Genomic DNA, 19112 nt, shown 5'->3' on the forward strand with positions numbered 1-19112 from the left:
TGAGTGAGTGAGTGAGTGAGTGAGTGAGTGAGTGAGTGAGTGAGTGAGTGAGTGAGTGAGTGAGTGAGTGAGTGCTCATATACTATTCTTCCTTTCTTTTTGTTGGCTTTTAATTAGATTAGTTTGATAAAGACATTATACAAATATAGTATACTTCATAAAAAGAAAGTATTGAACTTGCACAAATGTCACCTGCACTGTGCCTTAAGTAATAATCAATCAAGGTAATATAAGCAATTAAATTCCATACAGGAAGGCAATAAACTTAATGAAAAGTGATTTTAAGGTTCCAGGCTATACAAACAATATAGCCAGAGAAAACATTGTTATGAAGGCGTTAATTGCAGCACTTCAAGATGCGGGTGGAAAGCTAGATAAAAAAGAAGCACGTAACCAACTTCCTAAGTTCGACACACGAATCCATGATGATGTTTTATGGTATGAAAGGCCTGCGCCGAAGCGGGGTGGAACTTATATTCCGTTTACGTTTACTATCTCTTGGGCCGCGCGACATTTAGCACTGGCTGGATACTTGATCGATGAACGTATGAAACCATATGTATTGACAGACAAAGGCCTGAAAACGGATGTCAGCAAACTGAATGGAGAAAGGGTCCGTCTAATTTCACAACCTTTACTGGATGAAATTCAGGTCGAGAAGAAGAAAAACAAGGAATCTATCCAAAAAGTTGAAAAGAAAGAGTTAAAAGAAAGTAATGATTCAACCACTGAATTGCCTGATGAAACAGAGACTTGGAAAGATCAGCTAAAAGCACAGTTAGGTATCATGGATCCATACCAGTTTGAAAAATTTAGTCGACGTTTAATTAAGGAGATGGGAGCTGAAATAGATGATAGTCTCGGTATTCAAAAATCCCGTGATGGTGGAATAGATGGATATGCATACTTTAAGAATGAGGATTTCAGAACTATTAGGGTTGCAATTCAATCTAAACGTTACAATCATCAGGTAGGAGATAATGCTGTTCGCGACTTTCGTGGTGCAATTCAGAATGGAACTGAGTACGGCATTTTACTTGCCACTAATTACTTTACAGATGCTGCTAAGAGAGAAGCCAAGGATCCGTCGAAGAGTACGCCAATTACCTTATTAGATATAGAGGATATTGTCGATTTAGTTGAACGATATCAACTCTTTTTAAAAAGAGTTGAAACGTATGAATTGGGTTCTTTCTACTTTGAATAGAAACAGCAATCTAAAGATAGAGCGTTGAACCGTTTACACAAAATGCAATATGAGGCTTGCTCTGTACACATTAAACATTGAAAAAGGAAGTATGTCACTAATGAGATTATTTGAAGAAGTTGCTCAAATATTTGGAACTGGTTTAACCAATCCAACACGTGATGTCTATGCCGACTTACCCAATTCTAAGTACAAACTCTGGATGCCATGGCTCGATGGGCAACAACATGGTAAATGGCTAAACGAGTGGGATCCAAAATTAGAGGAGATTCAAGAAACAAACACTGAAGCTTTACTTGATTCGAAAGCTGAACTGAAAATTTCAGATGAAGAAATGCGCTTAGTGTGGGGAAATTTTATCGATGGTCCTAAATTTCTTGGGGTTTTTCAGTATCAGAAAGAAAAAAGCAGGCAAGGAGTTAGAATTTACAAAAGAGTTTAAGGATTAATATATGGAATTGGTAAGACTATTACCTTAAAGGGGAATGGTCTTTTTTTCGGGAATTTCAAAAACAAATTCATTAATTTCTTTATAGGATGGTCAATACTTAATTATTTTCAGATGCGAACCTTGGTTACAACATCATCGCAACTGATATACTGTAGCTTAGGATGAGCGTAAGCTTGTAAATCGAAGGAGAATAAGATGAGTGACAATTTAAATCAACAGCTATTTAGTGCAGCCGATCATTTACGAGGCAAGATGGCTGCAAATTCATACAAAGATTATTTGCTTGGATTGATTTTCTATAAGTACCTTTCTGACAGGCAGCTTGAGAACGTGATTATTCTTGATGGTCAGTCACTCGATAAATATAACACGCCGGAAAAGCAAACCAAATATTATCGAACGTTGCTAGCTAGTTCGGATGGTAAGTACGTGGTTGCTGGACTGGAGGATTCACTTGGCTACTCGATTCAACCTGACTATCTCTTCAACGTCATGGTTGACACGGCTAAGCAAAATACTTTTCAACTGGCAACACTCAATAAAGCTTTTATTAACCTGACTACACATTATGATCAGTTTAATGGCCTATTTGATGATATTGACTTAACATCTAAGCGACTCGGTGCTGATGATCAGCAACGCAATATCTCAATTAGTGAAGTTATTAAGAAACTCGATGTAATTGATGTTCTTGGTCACGAGGGTGATGTCATTGGGGATGCTTACGAATACCTGATTGGTGAATTTGCTTCTGAAGCTGGTCAAAAAGCCGGTGAATATTATACGCCACACATGGTTTCGAGAATGATGGCGAAGATTGCTACTTTGGGGCAGACCGATCGACCAAGTTTTTCAGTTTATGACCCGACGATGGGATCAGGAAGTTTGATGCTGAACGTTCGCGACAATTTGAAGGATCCCGATCACGTGCAGTATCACGGACAGGAATTAAATACAACAACGTATAATTTGGCACGGATGAATTTGATTCTGCACGGTGTTGACCTCGATGAAATGCACCTGCGTAACGGGGACACTCTGAACAAGGATTGGCCAACCGATGAACCTTATACATTTGACGCTGTTTTAATGAACCCGCCATATTCAGCCAAATGGTCATCGGACAAAACATTTTTAGATGATCCCCGTTTCAATAATTACGGTCGATTAGCTCCTAAGGGTAAAGCAGATTTTGCCTTTCTTTTGCATGGCTTCTATCATTTAAAGGATTCTGGTACGATGGCAATCGTCTTGCCGCATGGAGTGTTATTCCGTGGTGCGGCAGAAGGTACGATTCGTGAGAAGCTATTGCGTGATGGTAGCATTTATGCAGTGATTGGGATGCCGGCGAATTTGTTTTTTGGCACACCAATTCCAACAACTGTTATCATTCTAAAGAAGAATCGAGCCAGGCGCGATGTTTTATTTATTGATGCCAGTAAAGACTTCGAGAAGGCCAAGAATCAGAATCGGCTAACTGAAGAAAACATCAACAAGATTTTCAAGGCGTATAAGGATCGCAAGGACATTGACAAATTTGCTCATGTCGCGCCATTCAGCGAACTTGAGGAAAATGAGTTCAATATGAACATTCCTCGCTATGTTGATACTTTTGAAGAAGAACCACCTGTTGATGCCGCTAAAGCTCAAACTGAGCTTATTGATATTAATAAGCAGTTGGCAGAAAATGCCTCAGAGCTCCTTGCGATGCTTGATGAGCTTGATGTTCAAGATGAATCTAGTCGTGCGTTGATTGAAGCAACCAAGGAGGCGCTAAAATGAAAACGCCGAAAAAAAGAGTACCAGAATTGCGGTTTAAAGGCTTTGATGGAGATTGGGAACAGCGTAAGCTTGGAGAATTAGGTACTTTGCGTAGAGGAAAATCAAAACATCGTCCTCGAAATGACCCAAAACTATTTGGTGGAGATTATCCATTTATTCAGACAGGGGATGTATCCTCAAGTGGACTTTATTTACATAATTTCACTCAAACTCTCAATGACTTTGGATTAGCACAAAGTAAACTATGGAATAAGGGTACTTTAGTAATAACAATCGCCGCAAACGTTGCTGATTCAGCTATACTGGCTATCGATGCTGCATTTCCAGACAGTGTAATTGGATTCACCTCTGAAACAAGTTCAGTGGAATTTGCTAAATTTTTACTAGATGAATTAAGCGATGGACTAAAGCGAACAGCACCTACAGGCTCTCAGGCAAACTTGAACTTAGAAATATTGTCCAATACTTCTGAATACGTACCAGCAATATCTGAACAGCGTCAGATTGCAAGACTCCTTATTCAATTCGAGAAAATTATCGCTCTTCATGAGCGTAAGCTTGAACTCATGAAAGTGCTCAAAAAGGCATATCTTCAGCAATTGTTTCCGAAAAATGGCGACAAAACACCACATCTTAGATTTGCTGGATTTAGTGATGATTGGGAGCAGCGTAAGTTCAAAACATTATACAACAAAGTTACTGAGAAGAACGATTTGACAATCTCTAAAAATCGCGTAATCTCGGTAGCCCAAATGAAGTGGGGGAAAGTACCGCAAAATTCAACAAATAAGTACATGCGCAGCTATAATGTAATACGTATTGGTGATATTGCTTTCGAAGGAAATCGCAGTAAGAACTTTGCATTTGGTCGTTTTGTTGAAAATACACTTGGAACTGGTTTGGTGTCGCACGTTTTTGATGTATTTCGACCGACTAATAATATTGATTTGGATTTTTGGAAATATTACATTCATGATGAAGAGGTAATGCGCAACATTTTGCGAAAATCCACCCAAAAATCAACGATGATGACGAATTTGGTTAGCAAAGACTTCATGCGTCAACAAATATCTATATCCGAGCCAAAAGAACAGCATGAGATTGGTAATTTCATTAAGATGTTAGATAAGGCTATCGACCTTAATGAATGCAAGGTGGAGCAACTCATACTTTTAAAGCGTACTTTCCTGCAAAAAATATTTGTATAATCAAACTGGTCGACACAAAATACGTGCCGACCAGTTTTTATTAACACTTAAACGAGTTGAGACATTTCGCGCATGATTCGCTCCCCGTCTTTAGACTCTAGTTCTTGAATAATGTGTAGATACGTTGATTGAGTGGTTGCCATGTTCGCATGGCCGAGTCGTCGAGCGACGCTTGCTACTGATACACCGGCAAACAACAATAGTGACGCATGAGTATGCCTTAATCCATGGACACTCAATACGGGAACCTCAGCACTCTCGCAAAGCACTTTTAGATGTCGATTGATTGATGCATTGAATACTCGGCCATGAACGAATATTGGTTGATTATTTGGTAGATTGTGAAGCAGCTGAGAAAATTGCATCGTAATCTGCCAATCAAGTTGAATCTGACGAACGGATGATGGATTCTTGGTTGGCTGAAAACCACCATACGTGTGTCGATAATCCCAACTATATTTCACAGATAGTGTTTGATTAGTAAAATCGAAACACTCGGGTGTAATTGCCAATGCCTCTGAAAAGCGTAACCCTGTTTTTAAAATTAGCAAAAGAAACCAATCCCAGTTAAGTGATGTTCCCAGTTCCATCACGTGAATCAGTTTTTGAACATCGAATTGACTAAGAAACTTCACTTTTTTAGGCGCTGGCTTTTTCCCCGTGATAACAGTCTTTCTTGTTGGATTTTGCTTAATTTCACCTTCTTCAAAGGCATCAACAATACAGCTCTTCAACTGATGATGAAAATCCATCGTATTTTGGCGCTCATGATCTTGAGCATACTCGTTTATCAGTTGCTGGTAACTCTGTCGAGTCAGATCACATAGCCGTAATTTTGGCGCAAGGCGAATCAGCCAAGCAAGTGTGACGTAATACTTGTTCAGTGTAATGGGTCGAACCGAGTTAACTTTATATAACTCAATCCAATCCTCGAAGTAGTGATAGAACAGTTGTGTTGATTTCGTTCTTGTCATAAAAGAACCTCCTCGTAATATATGGCAAATTTGTGCCATATATTATTATCAAGGAGGTTCCTAGTTTTATACAAAAAGTTTTTGTGAATATGCTCGTCTTAATTCGTAAAGGATGTCTAACTTGTGTTCATTGGCAGCGATGAGGACTGCGACTTTTTCTAGTATTTTGCCAATCTTCTCTTGCTCGTTCTTCAAAGGGTATGTTAGAGATAAGCTAGCAAAGTCTGCGTAACTTATTGATCGACCATCTCTAATTCCATAAGTAACAATTTTTAACATTTGAACAAAATTATATTTTTTAAAGTAAAATTTCCAGAAAGATATTGAGTGATTATTAGGATATTTAAAAGAAAATACTGTATATGCTGGGCTTGTGATTCCCAAGATTTTCGAAACTTCAAAACCACCTTGGAAGGAACGAAGACTAATAACAAAATCATTGGGATGTATTACTTTATACGTTCCTAAGTTTTTTTTATTGAACTTAAGATCACGATCCATTTCTTTACGAAAGATAATACCTTTTTCCTGAGTAACTGAAACGACAGGAAGATTCGGATGTCCCTTTTCAGTCACTGAATTAAAAACTATTTTACTCTTACGCTGCTCCCAATCATCACTAAATCCAGCAAATCTAAGATGTGGTGTTTTGTCGCCATTTTTCGGAAACAATTGCTGAAGATATGCCTTTTTGAGCACTTTCATGAGTTCAAGCTTACGCTCATGAAGAGCGATAGTTTTATCAATTTTTTTCATAAATCCAGAAATCTCATCTTGCTCATCAACTTCTGGCACCGAGATTCTATATTGTTGTAAAACCTTATAATAAAGTCTAGTGCGTGTGCCACCCCTCTTTTGCATTTTTGAAAATTTTAGAAAGCTGCCAGAAAAATTCAGATTCTGAACAAGAAAATCGAGATTCACTTTATCATTATTTGTGAATACAGGATACTCTCGGCTCACTTGAACTGGCGTATCAAATGTATTCTTATTGAAATGAAAGATTGAGTCATCTGACATGTGACGGTAGGTTACAAAATTTTTAGGAACAACATGAAATATTACTCCTTCATTAATGTCAGATCTGCCTTTGTCAAAGTACTCTGCTTGAAAAAATAAACCGGTTCTGGCTGAAGTAGCAATAGGAAAATGATATCCAGTTACCAGCTCACTGTGTTCAGTTATTAGTTCTCCGAGCTTACGCTGTTCCCAAGTTACAATAGCCTGGAATTTGCCTAACTTTCCCATGCTATAATGAACCCACAAGATTAACACAGGGAGCGAAGTACATGGCATTAAATGCAGAGGCGGATGTTGAAAAAAAACTAATAGATATTCTGGGTAGTGGTCAGAATCAGTGGAATTTTCGCTCGGATTTACATACTGAGACAGATTTATGGGCAAATTTGCGAGCTAAAATCGTACAAAACAATCAAGATGAATTAAATGATCATGAGCTGACTAATAGTGAGTTTAGTCGAATTCAACAAAAATTACTTAGCCTGACAACGACACCGTTTGCTGCTGCAAAATGGCTCAAAGGGGAAAATGGAATCGCACGTATCACCATCGAACGTGATGACACGAGTCTGGGCTCATTATCCGTGATGTTATTTTCTAACCAAGATATTGGTGGTGGACGTTCATCATACGAAGTCGTGCATCAGATCGCCAAGGCGGGCAATGATGAAGCAGCACATGATCGGCGTTTTGATGTCACACTTTTGATTAACGGTCTGCCAATCGTACAAATTGAGCTTAAACAAGTACTAGCTAAAGATGGTATCTATCAAGCATTCAATCAAATCGTGAAGTATAGCGAAGAGGGAATGTTTTCCGGTAACATCTTTTCAACACTTCAACTATTCGTGATTTCTAACGAGCAAACAACCCGCTATTTTGCCAACGCACAACCGAAGAATATGGATCGTAAGTATTTATTTAGCTGGCGTACTAAAGATGGCATCAAGGTCGATAACCTTTATGAATTTGCGCGGCAGGTTCTAAACATCCCAGATGCGCATCGGTTAATCGCTGATTACACCATAGTGAGCGAAGATCAATCCACAAAGTCTTTGATGGTGCTCCATCCTTATCAAATTCATGCAATTCGTGCCTTGTATGAAGCGGCAAGTCATCACAAATCTGGCTATGTTTGGCATGCTACAGGATCAGGTAAGACGCTTACAGCCTTTGTGACAACTAAGTTACTTGCCCGTAAACCAGGGATTGATCGTACTATTATGATGATTGATCGTAAGGACTTGGATGATCAGACAAATGATGAATTCACACGATTTGCTTCGGAATTTAATACGGGTCTCTCGACTGGAAATGCGCGTAAAAATGCCTTGGTTGTGGGAACTGGTAGTTCTAGAGAACTTGCTAGGACTTTACTTTCAGATGCCAACTCAAATGCGATTATTATTACGACACGTCAAAAGCTTGATGCGGCCTTAAAAAAAGCAAAGAGGCAAGATGAGGAAAAGGGAACACATCGCTATCAAAAGTTATTAGGGTCGCACATCGTATTTATTGTGGATGAGTGTCATCGTGCGTTGAGCCCAGAGAACATGGAAGATATTAAACAATTTTTCCCGAATTCAACGTGGTTTGGTTTTACAGGTACGCCAATCTTCGAAGAAAACAAACGTGAAGCTCAGGGTACACTGGCACGGACCACACATGACCAATATGGTGAACGACTACACACCTACACGATTAAGAATGCGTTGGACGACGCCTCGGTGCTTGGTTTTCAGGTAGAGCATGAGGATACCATTGATCAGGATTCACTAACGAATCATATTTTCCAGCAAATGCACGGTATGCCAAAGTACCTAGCACTTTCTGACGAGCAATTGTCTAAAAAAGTCGATACACTTTCACAAATTGAACGTGAGAAATATATTGATAATTCGGTGTATGAAAGTGATGAGCATATTCAGAAAGTAATACGGAAAATCCTAACTCCAAATAATGCCTATGTTAAATTTGATTTTGCAAATGGCCGCCCACAGAAATCCGCAATTCTCACAACTAGCTCAATTTCCATGGCAAAGCGATATTATAAAGCAATTAAAGATATGACGCGTGATGCTGATTGGATGGCGAAGACATTTTCTGACCATCCGTTGCATACCGGCCGTGAAATCGAAGATCCGGATTTCCCTCGAATTGCAATCACCTATTCAATGGACGAAAATCCCGACTCAGCTACAGTTAAGCAAGATGAAATGAAAGCTATTCTTGATGATTACAATGCCTATTACCATACTAGTTGGGGCTTAGATACGATTCAACGCTACAATGGTGACATTAATAATCGTCTATCACGGAAGCAAGCGATATTCAGAGAGCCAGGAAAACAAGTGGACCTTGTTATTGTGGTTGATCGCCTTTTAACTGGTTTTGATGCGCCACAAGTGCAGACTTTGTTTGTTGATCGGATGTTAGAGTATGCTCAGCTGATTCAGGCTTTCTCACGTACGAATCGAACTTTTCCAGGTAAGTCTAAGGGTTTGATTGTGACGTTCCGTCGTCCGGCAACCATGGCTGCGAATGTTGAGGCAGCGACACGCTTGTATTCGGAGAGCAAAGAAGAATCAGGATTGATTTATGACGATTATCAAACAGCAAAGGTTAAGCATATGCGCGCGTATGCCGCGTTCTCACTGTTTTGTCAGACAAACCCTGAAATCGATGAGCATTCAGATATTGAAAAGCGTTTGGAATATACGAAAGACTACCAGGCAATGGCGAAGTCATATGCTGCATTGGTTACCTATGATGAATACAATAAAGAATTGGAAGAAGCCGATCAGTCAACATTGCTTCCGAATCTTATAGAAGAAGAGGCTGGCGTATACAATACTATCAAAGGATCGATCGTCAATGAAGGGCCAGATGTCCCAGCTGAGGTTGCGGATATCAACTTCTATGATGATAACGCGGTTAATAATTACAACATTGACTCTGCGTTCATTGATCGTTTGCTGGGGATTTATGCAGCAAACAACAAGGACACTCGTAACCAGATTGAAGAAGCGCTTAAAAAGATGAACAAGCCAGAGAATGTGCGGAATGTTTATCGACAGATTTTGAATGATATTGATAGCGGACAAATTAGTCCGGAAGATGATGTGTTTGTGATTAAGCGACGTTACTTTGATGGTGCGGCAGATCTTGCCATTGATAAATTTTCCAGGAAATGGTGTATTCCAAACTCAGAATTGCATAGCTCAGTAATTCAATATTACGGTGGTGCTAAAGATGTTCCCGGCTTATCAGATCTGAATCGAAGCATGGATGTTAATCAGTATCAGATTGAACATCCAGGAGCGAGCTTATTCAGGGCACGCGCACAAATGAAAGTTGCTTGGCAGGCGTTGCTGGATAATATAATTCTTCCGTATCGTGAAGAATTGCGATAAAGAATGACTAAAACCAACAGAATCAAAAGCAGCTAGTATTCAGAGTGCATTTCTGAATACTAGCTGCTTTTATTGTTATTATATTATAAGCATTCGATAATTGACCGACTATGAAGCGTACGCGTGGTTGTCGGTAAAATGTAGATTTCCTACATTTCTTCGCTGACATTGATAATTTATATATTGTTTCATGACTGATGACAAAAAATTAGAATAATAGCGCAGTTCATTCGGCATTGATTATTCTTTGTCAAATAGGCCATACTATTATTTGCTATGCTCTGAAAGAGATCTTACGCGAGCAGCCGTTTCTTTAGGAGTCGTACTACGAAATGACAAGAGGATATCGCTTAAATATTTTCAAACTATCTTAAAAGAAAAAACTACATACCCATAATTTTGTTTATAGTCTGTTAGGTATTTTATCTGTACCTTTACGCTCTTACCAGTATAGTGGTTTTCATTTATGTCAAATTCCTTTAGTAATACAAAATCTCCGACTTGAAAATTCCTATCATTGTTTCTTATTTCAAATGTCTTATCTCCAGATAAAACTGCAGAAAAATATTGCGGCAATATTTTTAAAGAATGTGTTGTCATAAAATGCTTACCTCACATAACAAAAAGATTGTGGTGCATACCTTACATTGAAAGATTCCAAATTTTCAGGAGAAGAATATTCAATAAAGTTTTCTATTGGTATAGCGTGGGCAGTAGATTTCCCAGAAAAATAGTCATCAAAAAATAATTTGGAAATTCCTGATCCTTCTTTAGTGACAGTCCAGACTTGTTCAGGGGTATCGCTGATAATAGATTTGACTGAGAATTCTCCAATGACTTTACTAATAGGACTAGATGCATATACAAGAATTGATTCTACATCATCTCTTTTAAAAATTGCTTTTCTAAATTCGAACTTTTTGTTACCAGAGATTATCTCTTTTACAAATTTGGGTTTAATTGACATTAATACTCGCATATTAAAAACCTCCCTTAGGGCAGTATATTTGCAACACTACCATGCAATGCTTTAATAAATGTACTGAATTCTGAATTCGAGTAAACAAAGGTTGAAGGATATCTGTCCTTCCAAAAGCCCGAATCTTTAAGAGTTCTCCAGTTAACATTATTTCCAGCTCCAAAATAGTAATTATAGACCAACTGATAGATTGTGACAGTTGATTTGGCAAAATATTGTTTTAACTCTGCGTCATTCAGTATCGTCTTATTTCCAAGCATTTTTTTTACTTCATCGATGGATAGAATAGTTTCATTGTTTTGTTTGACGACTGTTTTTTTGACAATCGTAGCGACGGAAGTGATTACGGATTTATATCCTCTACCTGTAGCTGCTAAGGATTTTCTATAAATTAAAACAGGTTCATTTTCCTGATAGCTATCTTCGTAGCCCCCTGAGATATACATTTTTGTAATGCCATTACCAGCAACATCTGTGAGAATTTCATTTTCATATTGTTTGGTGTTTTTTAACTCAGAGTAAGGAAATAGTTTATCGTGAAAATCTTCATTTACCACCAACAAACCGCCTTGAGTAAATTGGGGATTTATATATGGAAAAGGTTTATACGGATCACTAAAATCAAGATTTCTTTTGTCTCGTAACATCACGTATTCCCCAGTGTCTGATTTTTTACCGATTATAGAAAAACCAAACTTTTCAAAAAGTGTGATTAAGGTTTTATGCTTTGGAAAGACAGTTACATAAATCTGATTTTCAGATGATTCAAACCAGCGCCACAAAGCAATTCCTATTGCACCCTCGCCCAATCGAATTCCTTGAGCAGAAATTTTAAGTGTGCCTATTTTAATTCGTGGTTGTGGATCTAAAATTTTGTCGGTCAAAGGAATGCTTTCTGATTCATCATATTTTAAATAGAGAAAGGCATTTATTCTTCCATTAGACTTTAGTACGTTAACAGGCGTGTTTGCTACACTCTTTCTTGCAAACCATTTTTCAAAACCGGGGTAATCTTTTTTTAGAGAGTCAAAGAAAGAATCGTTAATATCGATGTCACTGAATTTGGCTGATTCAAATATAGTACTCACTGCTATCACCTCTGAATAAATTTGTTAAATCAACATAATTTTACCTTATGCAAATATTATATTGTTTAACATTACAAGTAAATTATACGAACACACATTCGATTAATCAATCAAAAATTTTGTTTGGACTGGAAATGAATTTTTTTTAGAAGGGTGCACACTTAAATACGTTGTAACAGGTATTTATTTTTACCCAATCCATACCCAACCTTTACATTCCCCCATCCTGAATCGTTACATCCGTTTGCTAACCTTATCCTTGTAAGGCAGAGAAAGAGAGGAGCAATTGGATGAAACTAGGTAAACGTTTGGGTGTAGCGGCGGTGACGCTGAGTTTATTAGGAGTGGCGTTAGCGGGGTGTTCGTCGAATAATGCGGGGGCCGCGACGTCTGATAAATGGTCGACGGTGGTGAAGACAGCCAAGAAGGAAGGCACCGTGAAATCGGTAGGGATGCCGGATACGTGGGCCAACTGGATTGGTTCATGGAACGACATTAAGGCGAAGTACGGTGTGTCACATAAGGATACGGACATGTCGAGTGCGCAGGAGTTGCAGAACTTTAAGAATGTGCAAGGCAAGAAGGCTTCCGATATTGGTGATATTGGGATCAATGTGGGGCCAACTGCTACTAAGAAGAACCTGCTGATGCCATATAAGAGTCAGTACTGGGACAAGATTCCGACATGGGCAAAGGACAAGAAGGGATACTGGGCCGCTGGTTACACTGGCACAATCGCGTTTATCACGGATACTAAGAACGTGAAGGCTGCAGACGCGCCGAAGTCGTGGGCTGATTTAGCGAAGGGTAATTACAAGGTCTCTGTCGGTGATGTGGCTACGGAAGCGCAGGCGCAGTATGCCGTATTGGCAGCCGCTCACGCTAAAGGTGGTAGCGAAACGGACGTTAAACCCGGCATCGACTTCTTTGCTGATTTACATAAGAAGGACCGTCTATCAACGGTCGATACATCAATTGATAACTTTAAAAAAGGTGAGCAACAGGTTGCTGTCGTTTGGGATTTCAATGCGTTGAACTATCGCAAACTGATTGGCGGCGACAAAGACCGGTTTAAGATCAGCATTCCAACGGACGGCACGGTCGCGAGTGGTTATGCGGAAGTCCTGAACAAGAAGGCGGCGCATCCAGCAGCGGCCAAACTAGCGCGGAGTTTCATCCTCTCTGACCAGGGCCAAATCAACTTGGCGAAAGGGTTTGCTCGGCCAATTCGCTCAGACGTCAAACTGCCCGACAGCGTAAAGAGTCAACTGTTGCCGGATAGTGACTACAAGAACGTTTATCACGTGAAGAACAACGACAAGTGGAACACGACCACGGTCCAACTTGCGCAGATGTGGCAGTCAGACGTCATGGGCAAGAAGTAGGTCGCTGCATGAAAACAAAAACGAAGATTTTCTCACCATTTTTGATACTGATGGGTGTCACGATACTGTTGCCGATGGTGACGATGCTACTGACAAGCTTTCATTTGGATGGCGACGGTCAGTTTACGTTCGCCAATTACACGACCATTTTTACGCAGGCATATTATCGTCAGGCTATCTTTAATAGTCTCGGAATTTCTATTGTAGCAGCTTTGATTGGTTTGATTATCGCTGTCCTCGGAGCTTGGGCGATTACACGTTTGTCCGCGAAAGCTCAGGCAGCCGCACTAACACTATTTAATATAGCAACGAGCTTTGCTGGGATTCCGCTAGCCTTTTCACTTATTATCTTGTTTGGAAACGACGGCGTTCTGAACGCGGTCATGGCAGGCCTTGGCTCAGCAGTCCACAGCCCTAGCATTTACTCGCTTGGTGCGTTAATCCTCGCCTACGTGTTCTTTGAAGTCCCTCTGGGCATCCTGTTCCTGTATCCACCATTTCGCGAAATCAGCCGCGACTGGCAAGAAGCATCGCTGATGCTGGGTGCTAACCGTCGCTTTTACCTAATCCACATTGTGTTGCCGATCGTGTTACCAAACTTAATTGAAACCCTCATCATTTTGTTTGCAAACGCCATGGGGACGTATGAAACGATGTACGCGTTGACTGGCAACAACATTGCGACGATTCCGATCATTATTGGCTCGCTAATGAACGGTTCATTGAACGCAAATATTCCGTTGGCGAGTGCGTTATCGACGGTGTTTGTGTTGTCGATTGTTGTTTTAGTGACAATTGGGAACTGGTTAACTAAACGTAAACGAACGTTACAGACTGTGGCAGTGGCAACAAAAAGGCCTGCTCGCAACCGGCATCGTTTGCTGGATGGTTATCCAGTATTAATGAGGGGGATGAAAAGCAAATGACGACAGAACGAAAGTGGTCAGTTGGCATTCTCACCATGATTGCCGGACTGTTATTACTCCCCATTTTGGCGACGCTGATTTATTCGTTTGCGACAAACTGGGTAAAGACGATTTTACCGGCATCGTGGACGTTGAAATGGTACGGCCAGTTGGTGACCAACAGCGATTTCCTGACGGCGACGATTAATTCACTGATTGTTGGTGCGGCCGCGGTGGTTGTGGCGATGGTGATTTTTCTACCGGTTATCTTTTACATCAACGTATTTGATGAGCGTCTGAAAGCGAAAGTGCGCTACCTGATGGTCATGCCTTATGCGGTGCCGGGCATCGTGCTTGTGACAGGATTAGTGCAGATTTACGGCAACTTGCCGATCCCCAAGTTGATCTTTCTGATTTTAATTATCACTGCGCTCAGTTTCCCGGCGTTTTACCAGAGTTTGGATAACGTGTTCATGAGCCGCGACTTTCGGGGAATGTTTGAGCAAGCACGGATGCTGGGCGAACGGCCAGTGAGTGCGTTTGTCCACGTGATTCTACCAAACATCAAGACAGGCGTCTTCGTGGCGATGTTGCTGACATTTACGACAGGGTTTAGTGAATATGTAATTACAAACATCTTTTTAAACGGCGATTACGAAACGTTCAAAATTTATATGTATCGATTGATGAAGGCGAACGGCAACGCCAACAGTGTACTGACAGTTTGCTACTTTGGGCTACTGATCCTGGTCGCTATCATATTGATGAAACTCTCCGGCAAAGACGTAAAGGCAGGGAAGTAAGATGGACGATTTACTGACGGTTGAACAATTAAACATCGGTTTTAATCAAACGCAGGTGATCAAGGATATGAATTTTGGTGTCAAGAAGGGGCAATTGACTTCGTTTCTTGGTCCCAGCGGCAGTGGCAAAACGACCGTGTTGCGCGCCATAGCAGGTTTAAACAAACACATTAAGGGACACATTCGGTTGGCCGGTCACGATATCACCAGTTTGCCTCCTAATCAAAGAAACATTGGGATGATTTTTCAGTCTTATGCGCTGTTTCCAAACTTAACGGTGGCCGACAATGTGGCATATGGATTACGTGTGCAGCGTCGACCGAAAGCTGAAATCATTAAACGTGTCGATCATATGTTGGAATTGACCGACATGATGGCGAAAAAGGACGCCTACCCAGATGAATTGTCTGGTGGTCAAAAGCAACGGGTGGCGCTCGCGCGGTCGATGGTGCTTGAACCGCAACTGCTATTGTTGGATGAACCATTGAGCGCGTTGGACGCCAAAATCCGTGTCGAACTGCGTGATCAAATTCGCCGCTTTCAACAGGAACTGGGCATCACCATGATTTTTGTCACGCATGATCAGGCCGAAGCCATGGCGATTTCCGATGACATTTTGATCATGAACGATGGCAAGATTCAGCAACAGGGCAGTGCCACTGATATTTATGAACGGCCACGGAATCTGTTCATTGCGAAGTTTATTGGCAATAATAACATTCTCGATGGCACCACGTTGCGTAGCCTTGGCTGTGTCGTTAATGAACAACGGCAGTATGTGATCCGACCAGAGCTATTTACGTTTGATAACAGTCAACAAGTTAGCTTGGCACAAGATAATCGTCACTCAGCGAATGCGGAGGTGATCTCAATTCCAGGTGTGGTCGAGTCAGCGTCACTGCTGGGTGACCGGCTCGAATTTACGTTTGCGACAACGAGTGGGCCGCGATTGAAGGTGAAACAGTTGAATACACGTGAACACCCAGAGGTCGCGGCACATGTGAACGTGTTGCTGCGACGAGATGCGGTAACGCCGCTAGTGGAGGCGTAATGTTAAGTGCAGAAGAGTTAGGTCGCATTGACCGGCAAACGTGGAACGGGCACACGCATACAGAGTTTTGCCCGCACGGATCTGGCGAGAGAGTGGAAGATTACCTTGAAGCGGCGATTGCGGCGGGTTTTAAGACGTATTCAATTACGGAGCATTTTCCGATGCCGCCAAAGTTTGCTGAAGAAGCCCGTGGTTCACGGCACGCGATTTACACAGCAGCGATGGCTGAACGGGAGTTAGATGCCTATCTCGAAAAGATGACGTTGATTAAAACTCGCTATGCTAGCCGGATTCGCGTATTAGTTGGTTTTGAAATTGATTATTTTGAACGTTACCGGGACTGGACGGCGTTGATGTTAGCTAAGTATGGGCAACGAATTGATGATGCCATTCTGTCCGTGCATTTCTTACCAACTGCTGCTGGTTTGCGGGCGGTGGATGATAGTGAACTGGACTTTCGCGATGGGGTCTTGGCGGAGTACGGCAGTCCGGTTGAGGTCGCTAATGCCTACCTAAGCGCAATGATCAACGCGATTCGCTGGGAGCCGCCCAATAAGCCGCTCCGATACGGACACATCACGTTGTATCGCAAATGGTTGCAGCAATTTCCCACCGACACGGTGTGGTCAGATGACACAACTAATCAATTAGTTAACCAGTTACTAGATTTGGTGACCAAACGCGGCGACATGTTGGACTGTAATATGTCCGGTTTGCCGCGAACAACGCAACAAGAGCCGTCACCGACGTTTGCCATTATTGATGCAGCCTTGAAGCGCGGTATCCCGATGGTGTACGGGTCAGATACACATAGCGTGGCCGATGTCGCGCAAGGTTACCAAACGTATGTCGATAAGCAACTCTTTCGGTAGTGGGGTAAAAGGATGAAACTAACAGTTGCGCCACACGAGGCGTTTCGAATTTGTCAGCTGACGGATCTTCATTTCGGCAGTGTGCCGCTGAATCCAGCTGACCAGCGAACCATCAATGCATTGAAGCATTTTTTCATGCATCACACCTATGACCTGATTATTGTGACGGGTGATTTGATTTGGGAAAATGACACGCCGCAGGATAGTCTAAACTTGTTCTACGAAGTGCTGACTGAAACGGGCACGCCTGTCGCGGTGACCTACGGCAATCACGATACAGAAGGCTCGTTGACACGGTCGGAGATTCGCAGCTTTGAATCTGCTCTGCAGTTGCCGGCGCCTAAGGAAAATGTCTACACAACGGTTAACCGCGAAAATTACACGCTGGATATTTATGCTGGTGATGTGATGCGAAACCGGTTGTTCGTTTGGGACAGCGGTGATTACCTCAACTGGGAGTTGGGTAAGGGCTATGCACCACTGGAATTTGAACAGATTGACTGGTATTTAAAGCTCAGCCAGGCGGACAAACGGACGGCGCGAACGGATCTCGGTTTTTTACACATTCCACTACCGGAGTATGCCGATGCAGCGGACTTTATTTTGGATGGCAGCATGGGCGAACAAATTTGTCCATCAGATTACAACTCCGGTTTATTTTACGAGATGATGCGGCAACACGATATTAAAGGTCTGTTCGCCGGTCACGACCACAATAATAACTTTCGCAGCCGATTGGGTGATATCGAACTCGATTATGGGAACGTAACGGGGTATAACGCTTACGGTGTTACCAAACGTGGAGTTCGAGAGATTGAGCTGTATGAGGATCATTTTGAAACACGGGTTGTGACGTTTGAATAGCAAGTGGCTAATTGTACTGATTGTATTGATTGTATTGATCTAAATAGGGCACATCACGTTAAAAAATATCGTGATGTGCCCTATTTAATTTCTTTAATATCTAACTTAGATTGAGCGTTCCTCAATTTAAGATTTCTTATTTCGTATGATTATCGAATGAAAAAAGGCATAGTGAATTGCTGATTTAGCAGTATTCATACATGATTGAATGTTCCTTCTTAACTATATTTCGTACGAAAATCGTATGAATATAGTTCAAGAAAAGATAATGCGTTGCATTTGAAATATAGCACACTTAAGTCATAAATTTCCCGAATAATCATACAGCAGATGACTTGCCGTAAACGTCCACAGGTTCCGCGTTCGTAACCACAGGCAGCCGTCCAGCAACGTTGGCAGCCCGACATCAATCAGCACTTCCGTCATGTGGTAGCTATAGGAGCTGTAATGCCAAGCGCCAAATAGCAATGCGGTGATGAGAAAGGCCAGCCAGTAGCGTAGCGTCGGTCGTTTGATCCACAGCAACGCGACGAAAATTAGTGAAAAGAGACTCAGTCGGAACACGTCCTCACTGGGAATCTCATACCAATTATTGATGGCGTAGCTGATGAACTTGTGCCACGCGGTGCCGTGGAAGGTGACGCTACTTTCGGCCGTGTCGGTGACTGTTTTGACATGTAGTTTGGTGATCAAGCTGTCAGCAATATTAGCGACGACCCCTTGTACAAACGTAATGATGATGACCGCGCAAATACTTTCAAGCCAGCCGGTTCGTCGTTTGACACGCGGACGGTTCGGCATCCAGCGACTGAGCTGCCAGAAAAAGAAGAATACAGTTCCTGCAATATAGTAGCTGTACAGCCCGCCAAGCGCGGTCAGTAAGCTCAAAAGCGGCGGTGAAACCAGCAGGTGGAAATGCTCAAGGTCGGGCACCACTTCCGTAATCACGCCTGCAAACGCGGTCAGTGAAATCAACACCCATGCCAAGGCAGAGCTGCGGCCATATTTGAAGGCCAAGGTGATATCGTCTTGGTCGTTTTTGTCTAAAACGAAATATTTTTTGATTCTCGACAAACAAATCACCTGCGTTTCGCGTATGTAATGGGTATA

The 19112-nt window shown here is 41.6% G+C and carries 17 protein-coding genes; 11 read left to right on the forward strand and 6 right to left on the reverse strand.

Annotated features, from left to right (window positions below; genetic code table 11):
* Positions 1-268 precede the first annotated feature (268 nt).
* From LDK34_RS02085 to LDK34_RS02100, 4 genes are all read left to right on the forward strand, one after another.
* Entirely contained in the window at positions 269-1207 is a 939-nt protein-coding gene (locus LDK34_RS02085) for a restriction endonuclease (RefSeq protein WP_236941384.1), read from the forward strand.
* A 100-nt stretch (positions 1208-1307) separates the two neighbouring features.
* Positions 1308-1649, forward strand: a complete 342-nt coding sequence (locus LDK34_RS02090; protein ID WP_236941385.1) for a hypothetical protein — start codon at positions 1308-1310, stop codon at positions 1647-1649.
* 204 nt (positions 1650-1853) lie between these two features.
* The gene (locus LDK34_RS02095; RefSeq protein WP_236941386.1) at positions 1854-3440 is read left to right on the forward strand and encodes a type I restriction-modification system subunit M; all 1587 of its coding nucleotides are present in this window, start codon (positions 1854-1856) and stop codon (positions 3438-3440) included.
* Positions 3437-4648: a restriction endonuclease subunit S gene (locus tag LDK34_RS02100; protein WP_236941387.1), complete on the forward strand. Its 1212-nt coding sequence runs from the start codon at positions 3437-3439 to the stop codon at positions 4646-4648. The genes LDK34_RS02095 and LDK34_RS02100 overlap by 4 nt, the downstream gene beginning before the upstream one ends.
* 47 nt (positions 4649-4695) lie before the next feature.
* On the opposite strand, the gene LDK34_RS02105 is transcribed toward LDK34_RS02100, so the two are convergent.
* Both LDK34_RS02105 and LDK34_RS02110 read right to left on the reverse strand, forming a co-directional pair.
* Positions 4696-5622 carry a site-specific integrase gene (locus tag LDK34_RS02105; RefSeq protein WP_236941388.1) on the reverse strand — a complete coding sequence of 309 codons (927 nt, stop codon included), beginning with the start codon at positions 5620-5622 and terminating at the stop codon, positions 4696-4698.
* 66 nt (positions 5623-5688) lie between these two features.
* Entirely contained in the window at positions 5689-6870 is a 1182-nt protein-coding gene (locus tag LDK34_RS02110) for a restriction endonuclease subunit S (protein WP_236941389.1), read from the reverse strand.
* 41 nt (positions 6871-6911) lie between these two features.
* Between LDK34_RS02110 and LDK34_RS02115 the strand changes: the two genes are divergently transcribed.
* Positions 6912-10055, forward strand: a complete 3144-nt coding sequence (locus LDK34_RS02115; protein WP_236941390.1) for a type I restriction endonuclease subunit R — start codon at positions 6912-6914, stop codon at positions 10053-10055.
* Between the two features lie 360 nt (positions 10056-10415).
* Here the strand turns inward: LDK34_RS02115 and LDK34_RS02120 are convergent, their stop codons facing one another.
* Genes LDK34_RS02120 through LDK34_RS02130 form a run of 3 tightly spaced genes read right to left on the reverse strand, consistent with a single transcriptional unit; the run spans position 10416 to position 12122 of the window.
* Positions 10416-10655, reverse strand: a complete 240-nt coding sequence (locus LDK34_RS02120; RefSeq protein ID WP_236941391.1) for a DUF3850 domain-containing protein — start codon at positions 10653-10655, stop codon at positions 10416-10418.
* A gap of 7 nt (positions 10656-10662) precedes the next feature.
* Entirely contained in the window at positions 10663-11034 is a 372-nt protein-coding gene (locus LDK34_RS02125) for an ASCH domain-containing protein (protein ID WP_236941392.1), read from the reverse strand.
* A gap of 14 nt (positions 11035-11048) precedes the next feature.
* Entirely contained in the window at positions 11049-12122 is a 1074-nt protein-coding gene (locus tag LDK34_RS02130; RefSeq protein WP_236941393.1) for a hypothetical protein, read from the reverse strand.
* A gap of 290 nt (positions 12123-12412) precedes the next feature.
* On the opposite strand from LDK34_RS02130, the gene LDK34_RS02135 reads away from it, so the two are divergent.
* From LDK34_RS02135 to LDK34_RS02160, 6 genes are read left to right on the forward strand one after another with little or no spacing between them, the layout of a single operon-like run.
* Entirely contained in the window at positions 12413-13507 is a 1095-nt protein-coding gene (locus LDK34_RS02135) for an ABC transporter substrate-binding protein (protein ID WP_236941394.1), read from the forward strand.
* A gap of 8 nt (positions 13508-13515) precedes the next feature.
* A complete protein-coding gene (locus LDK34_RS02140) occupies positions 13516-14433 on the forward strand; it encodes an ABC transporter permease (RefSeq protein WP_236941395.1) in 918 nt (305 codons plus the stop codon).
* On the forward strand, positions 14430-15215 hold the full coding sequence (locus LDK34_RS02145; protein WP_236941396.1) for an ABC transporter permease: 786 nt from the start codon (positions 14430-14432) through the stop codon (positions 15213-15215). Before LDK34_RS02140 ends, LDK34_RS02145 begins: the two co-directional genes overlap by 4 nt.
* 1 nt (position 15216) lies before the next feature.
* Entirely contained in the window at positions 15217-16266 is a 1050-nt protein-coding gene (locus LDK34_RS02150; RefSeq protein WP_236941397.1) for an ABC transporter ATP-binding protein, read from the forward strand.
* Complete coding sequence (hisJ, locus tag LDK34_RS02155) at positions 16266-17138, forward strand: histidinol-phosphatase HisJ (RefSeq protein ID WP_236941398.1); 873 nt, start codon at positions 16266-16268, stop codon at positions 17136-17138. The genes LDK34_RS02150 and hisJ overlap by 1 nt, the downstream gene beginning before the upstream one ends.
* Before the next feature lie 12 nt (positions 17139-17150).
* Positions 17151-18002 (forward strand): metallophosphoesterase, encoded by an 852-nt coding sequence (locus LDK34_RS02160; protein WP_236941399.1) that lies wholly within the window; start codon positions 17151-17153, stop codon positions 18000-18002.
* A 300-nt stretch (positions 18003-18302) separates the two neighbouring features.
* Here LDK34_RS02160 and LDK34_RS02165 read toward each other — a convergent pair whose 3' ends face one another.
* Complete coding sequence (locus LDK34_RS02165) at positions 18303-19076, reverse strand: CPBP family intramembrane glutamic endopeptidase (RefSeq protein WP_236941400.1); 774 nt, start codon at positions 19074-19076, stop codon at positions 18303-18305.
* Positions 19077-19112 lie beyond the last annotated feature (36 nt).

Source organism: Furfurilactobacillus milii (assembly GCF_021654115.1).
In the GTDB taxonomy this organism is placed as follows: domain Bacteria; phylum Bacillota; class Bacilli; order Lactobacillales; family Lactobacillaceae; genus Furfurilactobacillus; species Furfurilactobacillus milii.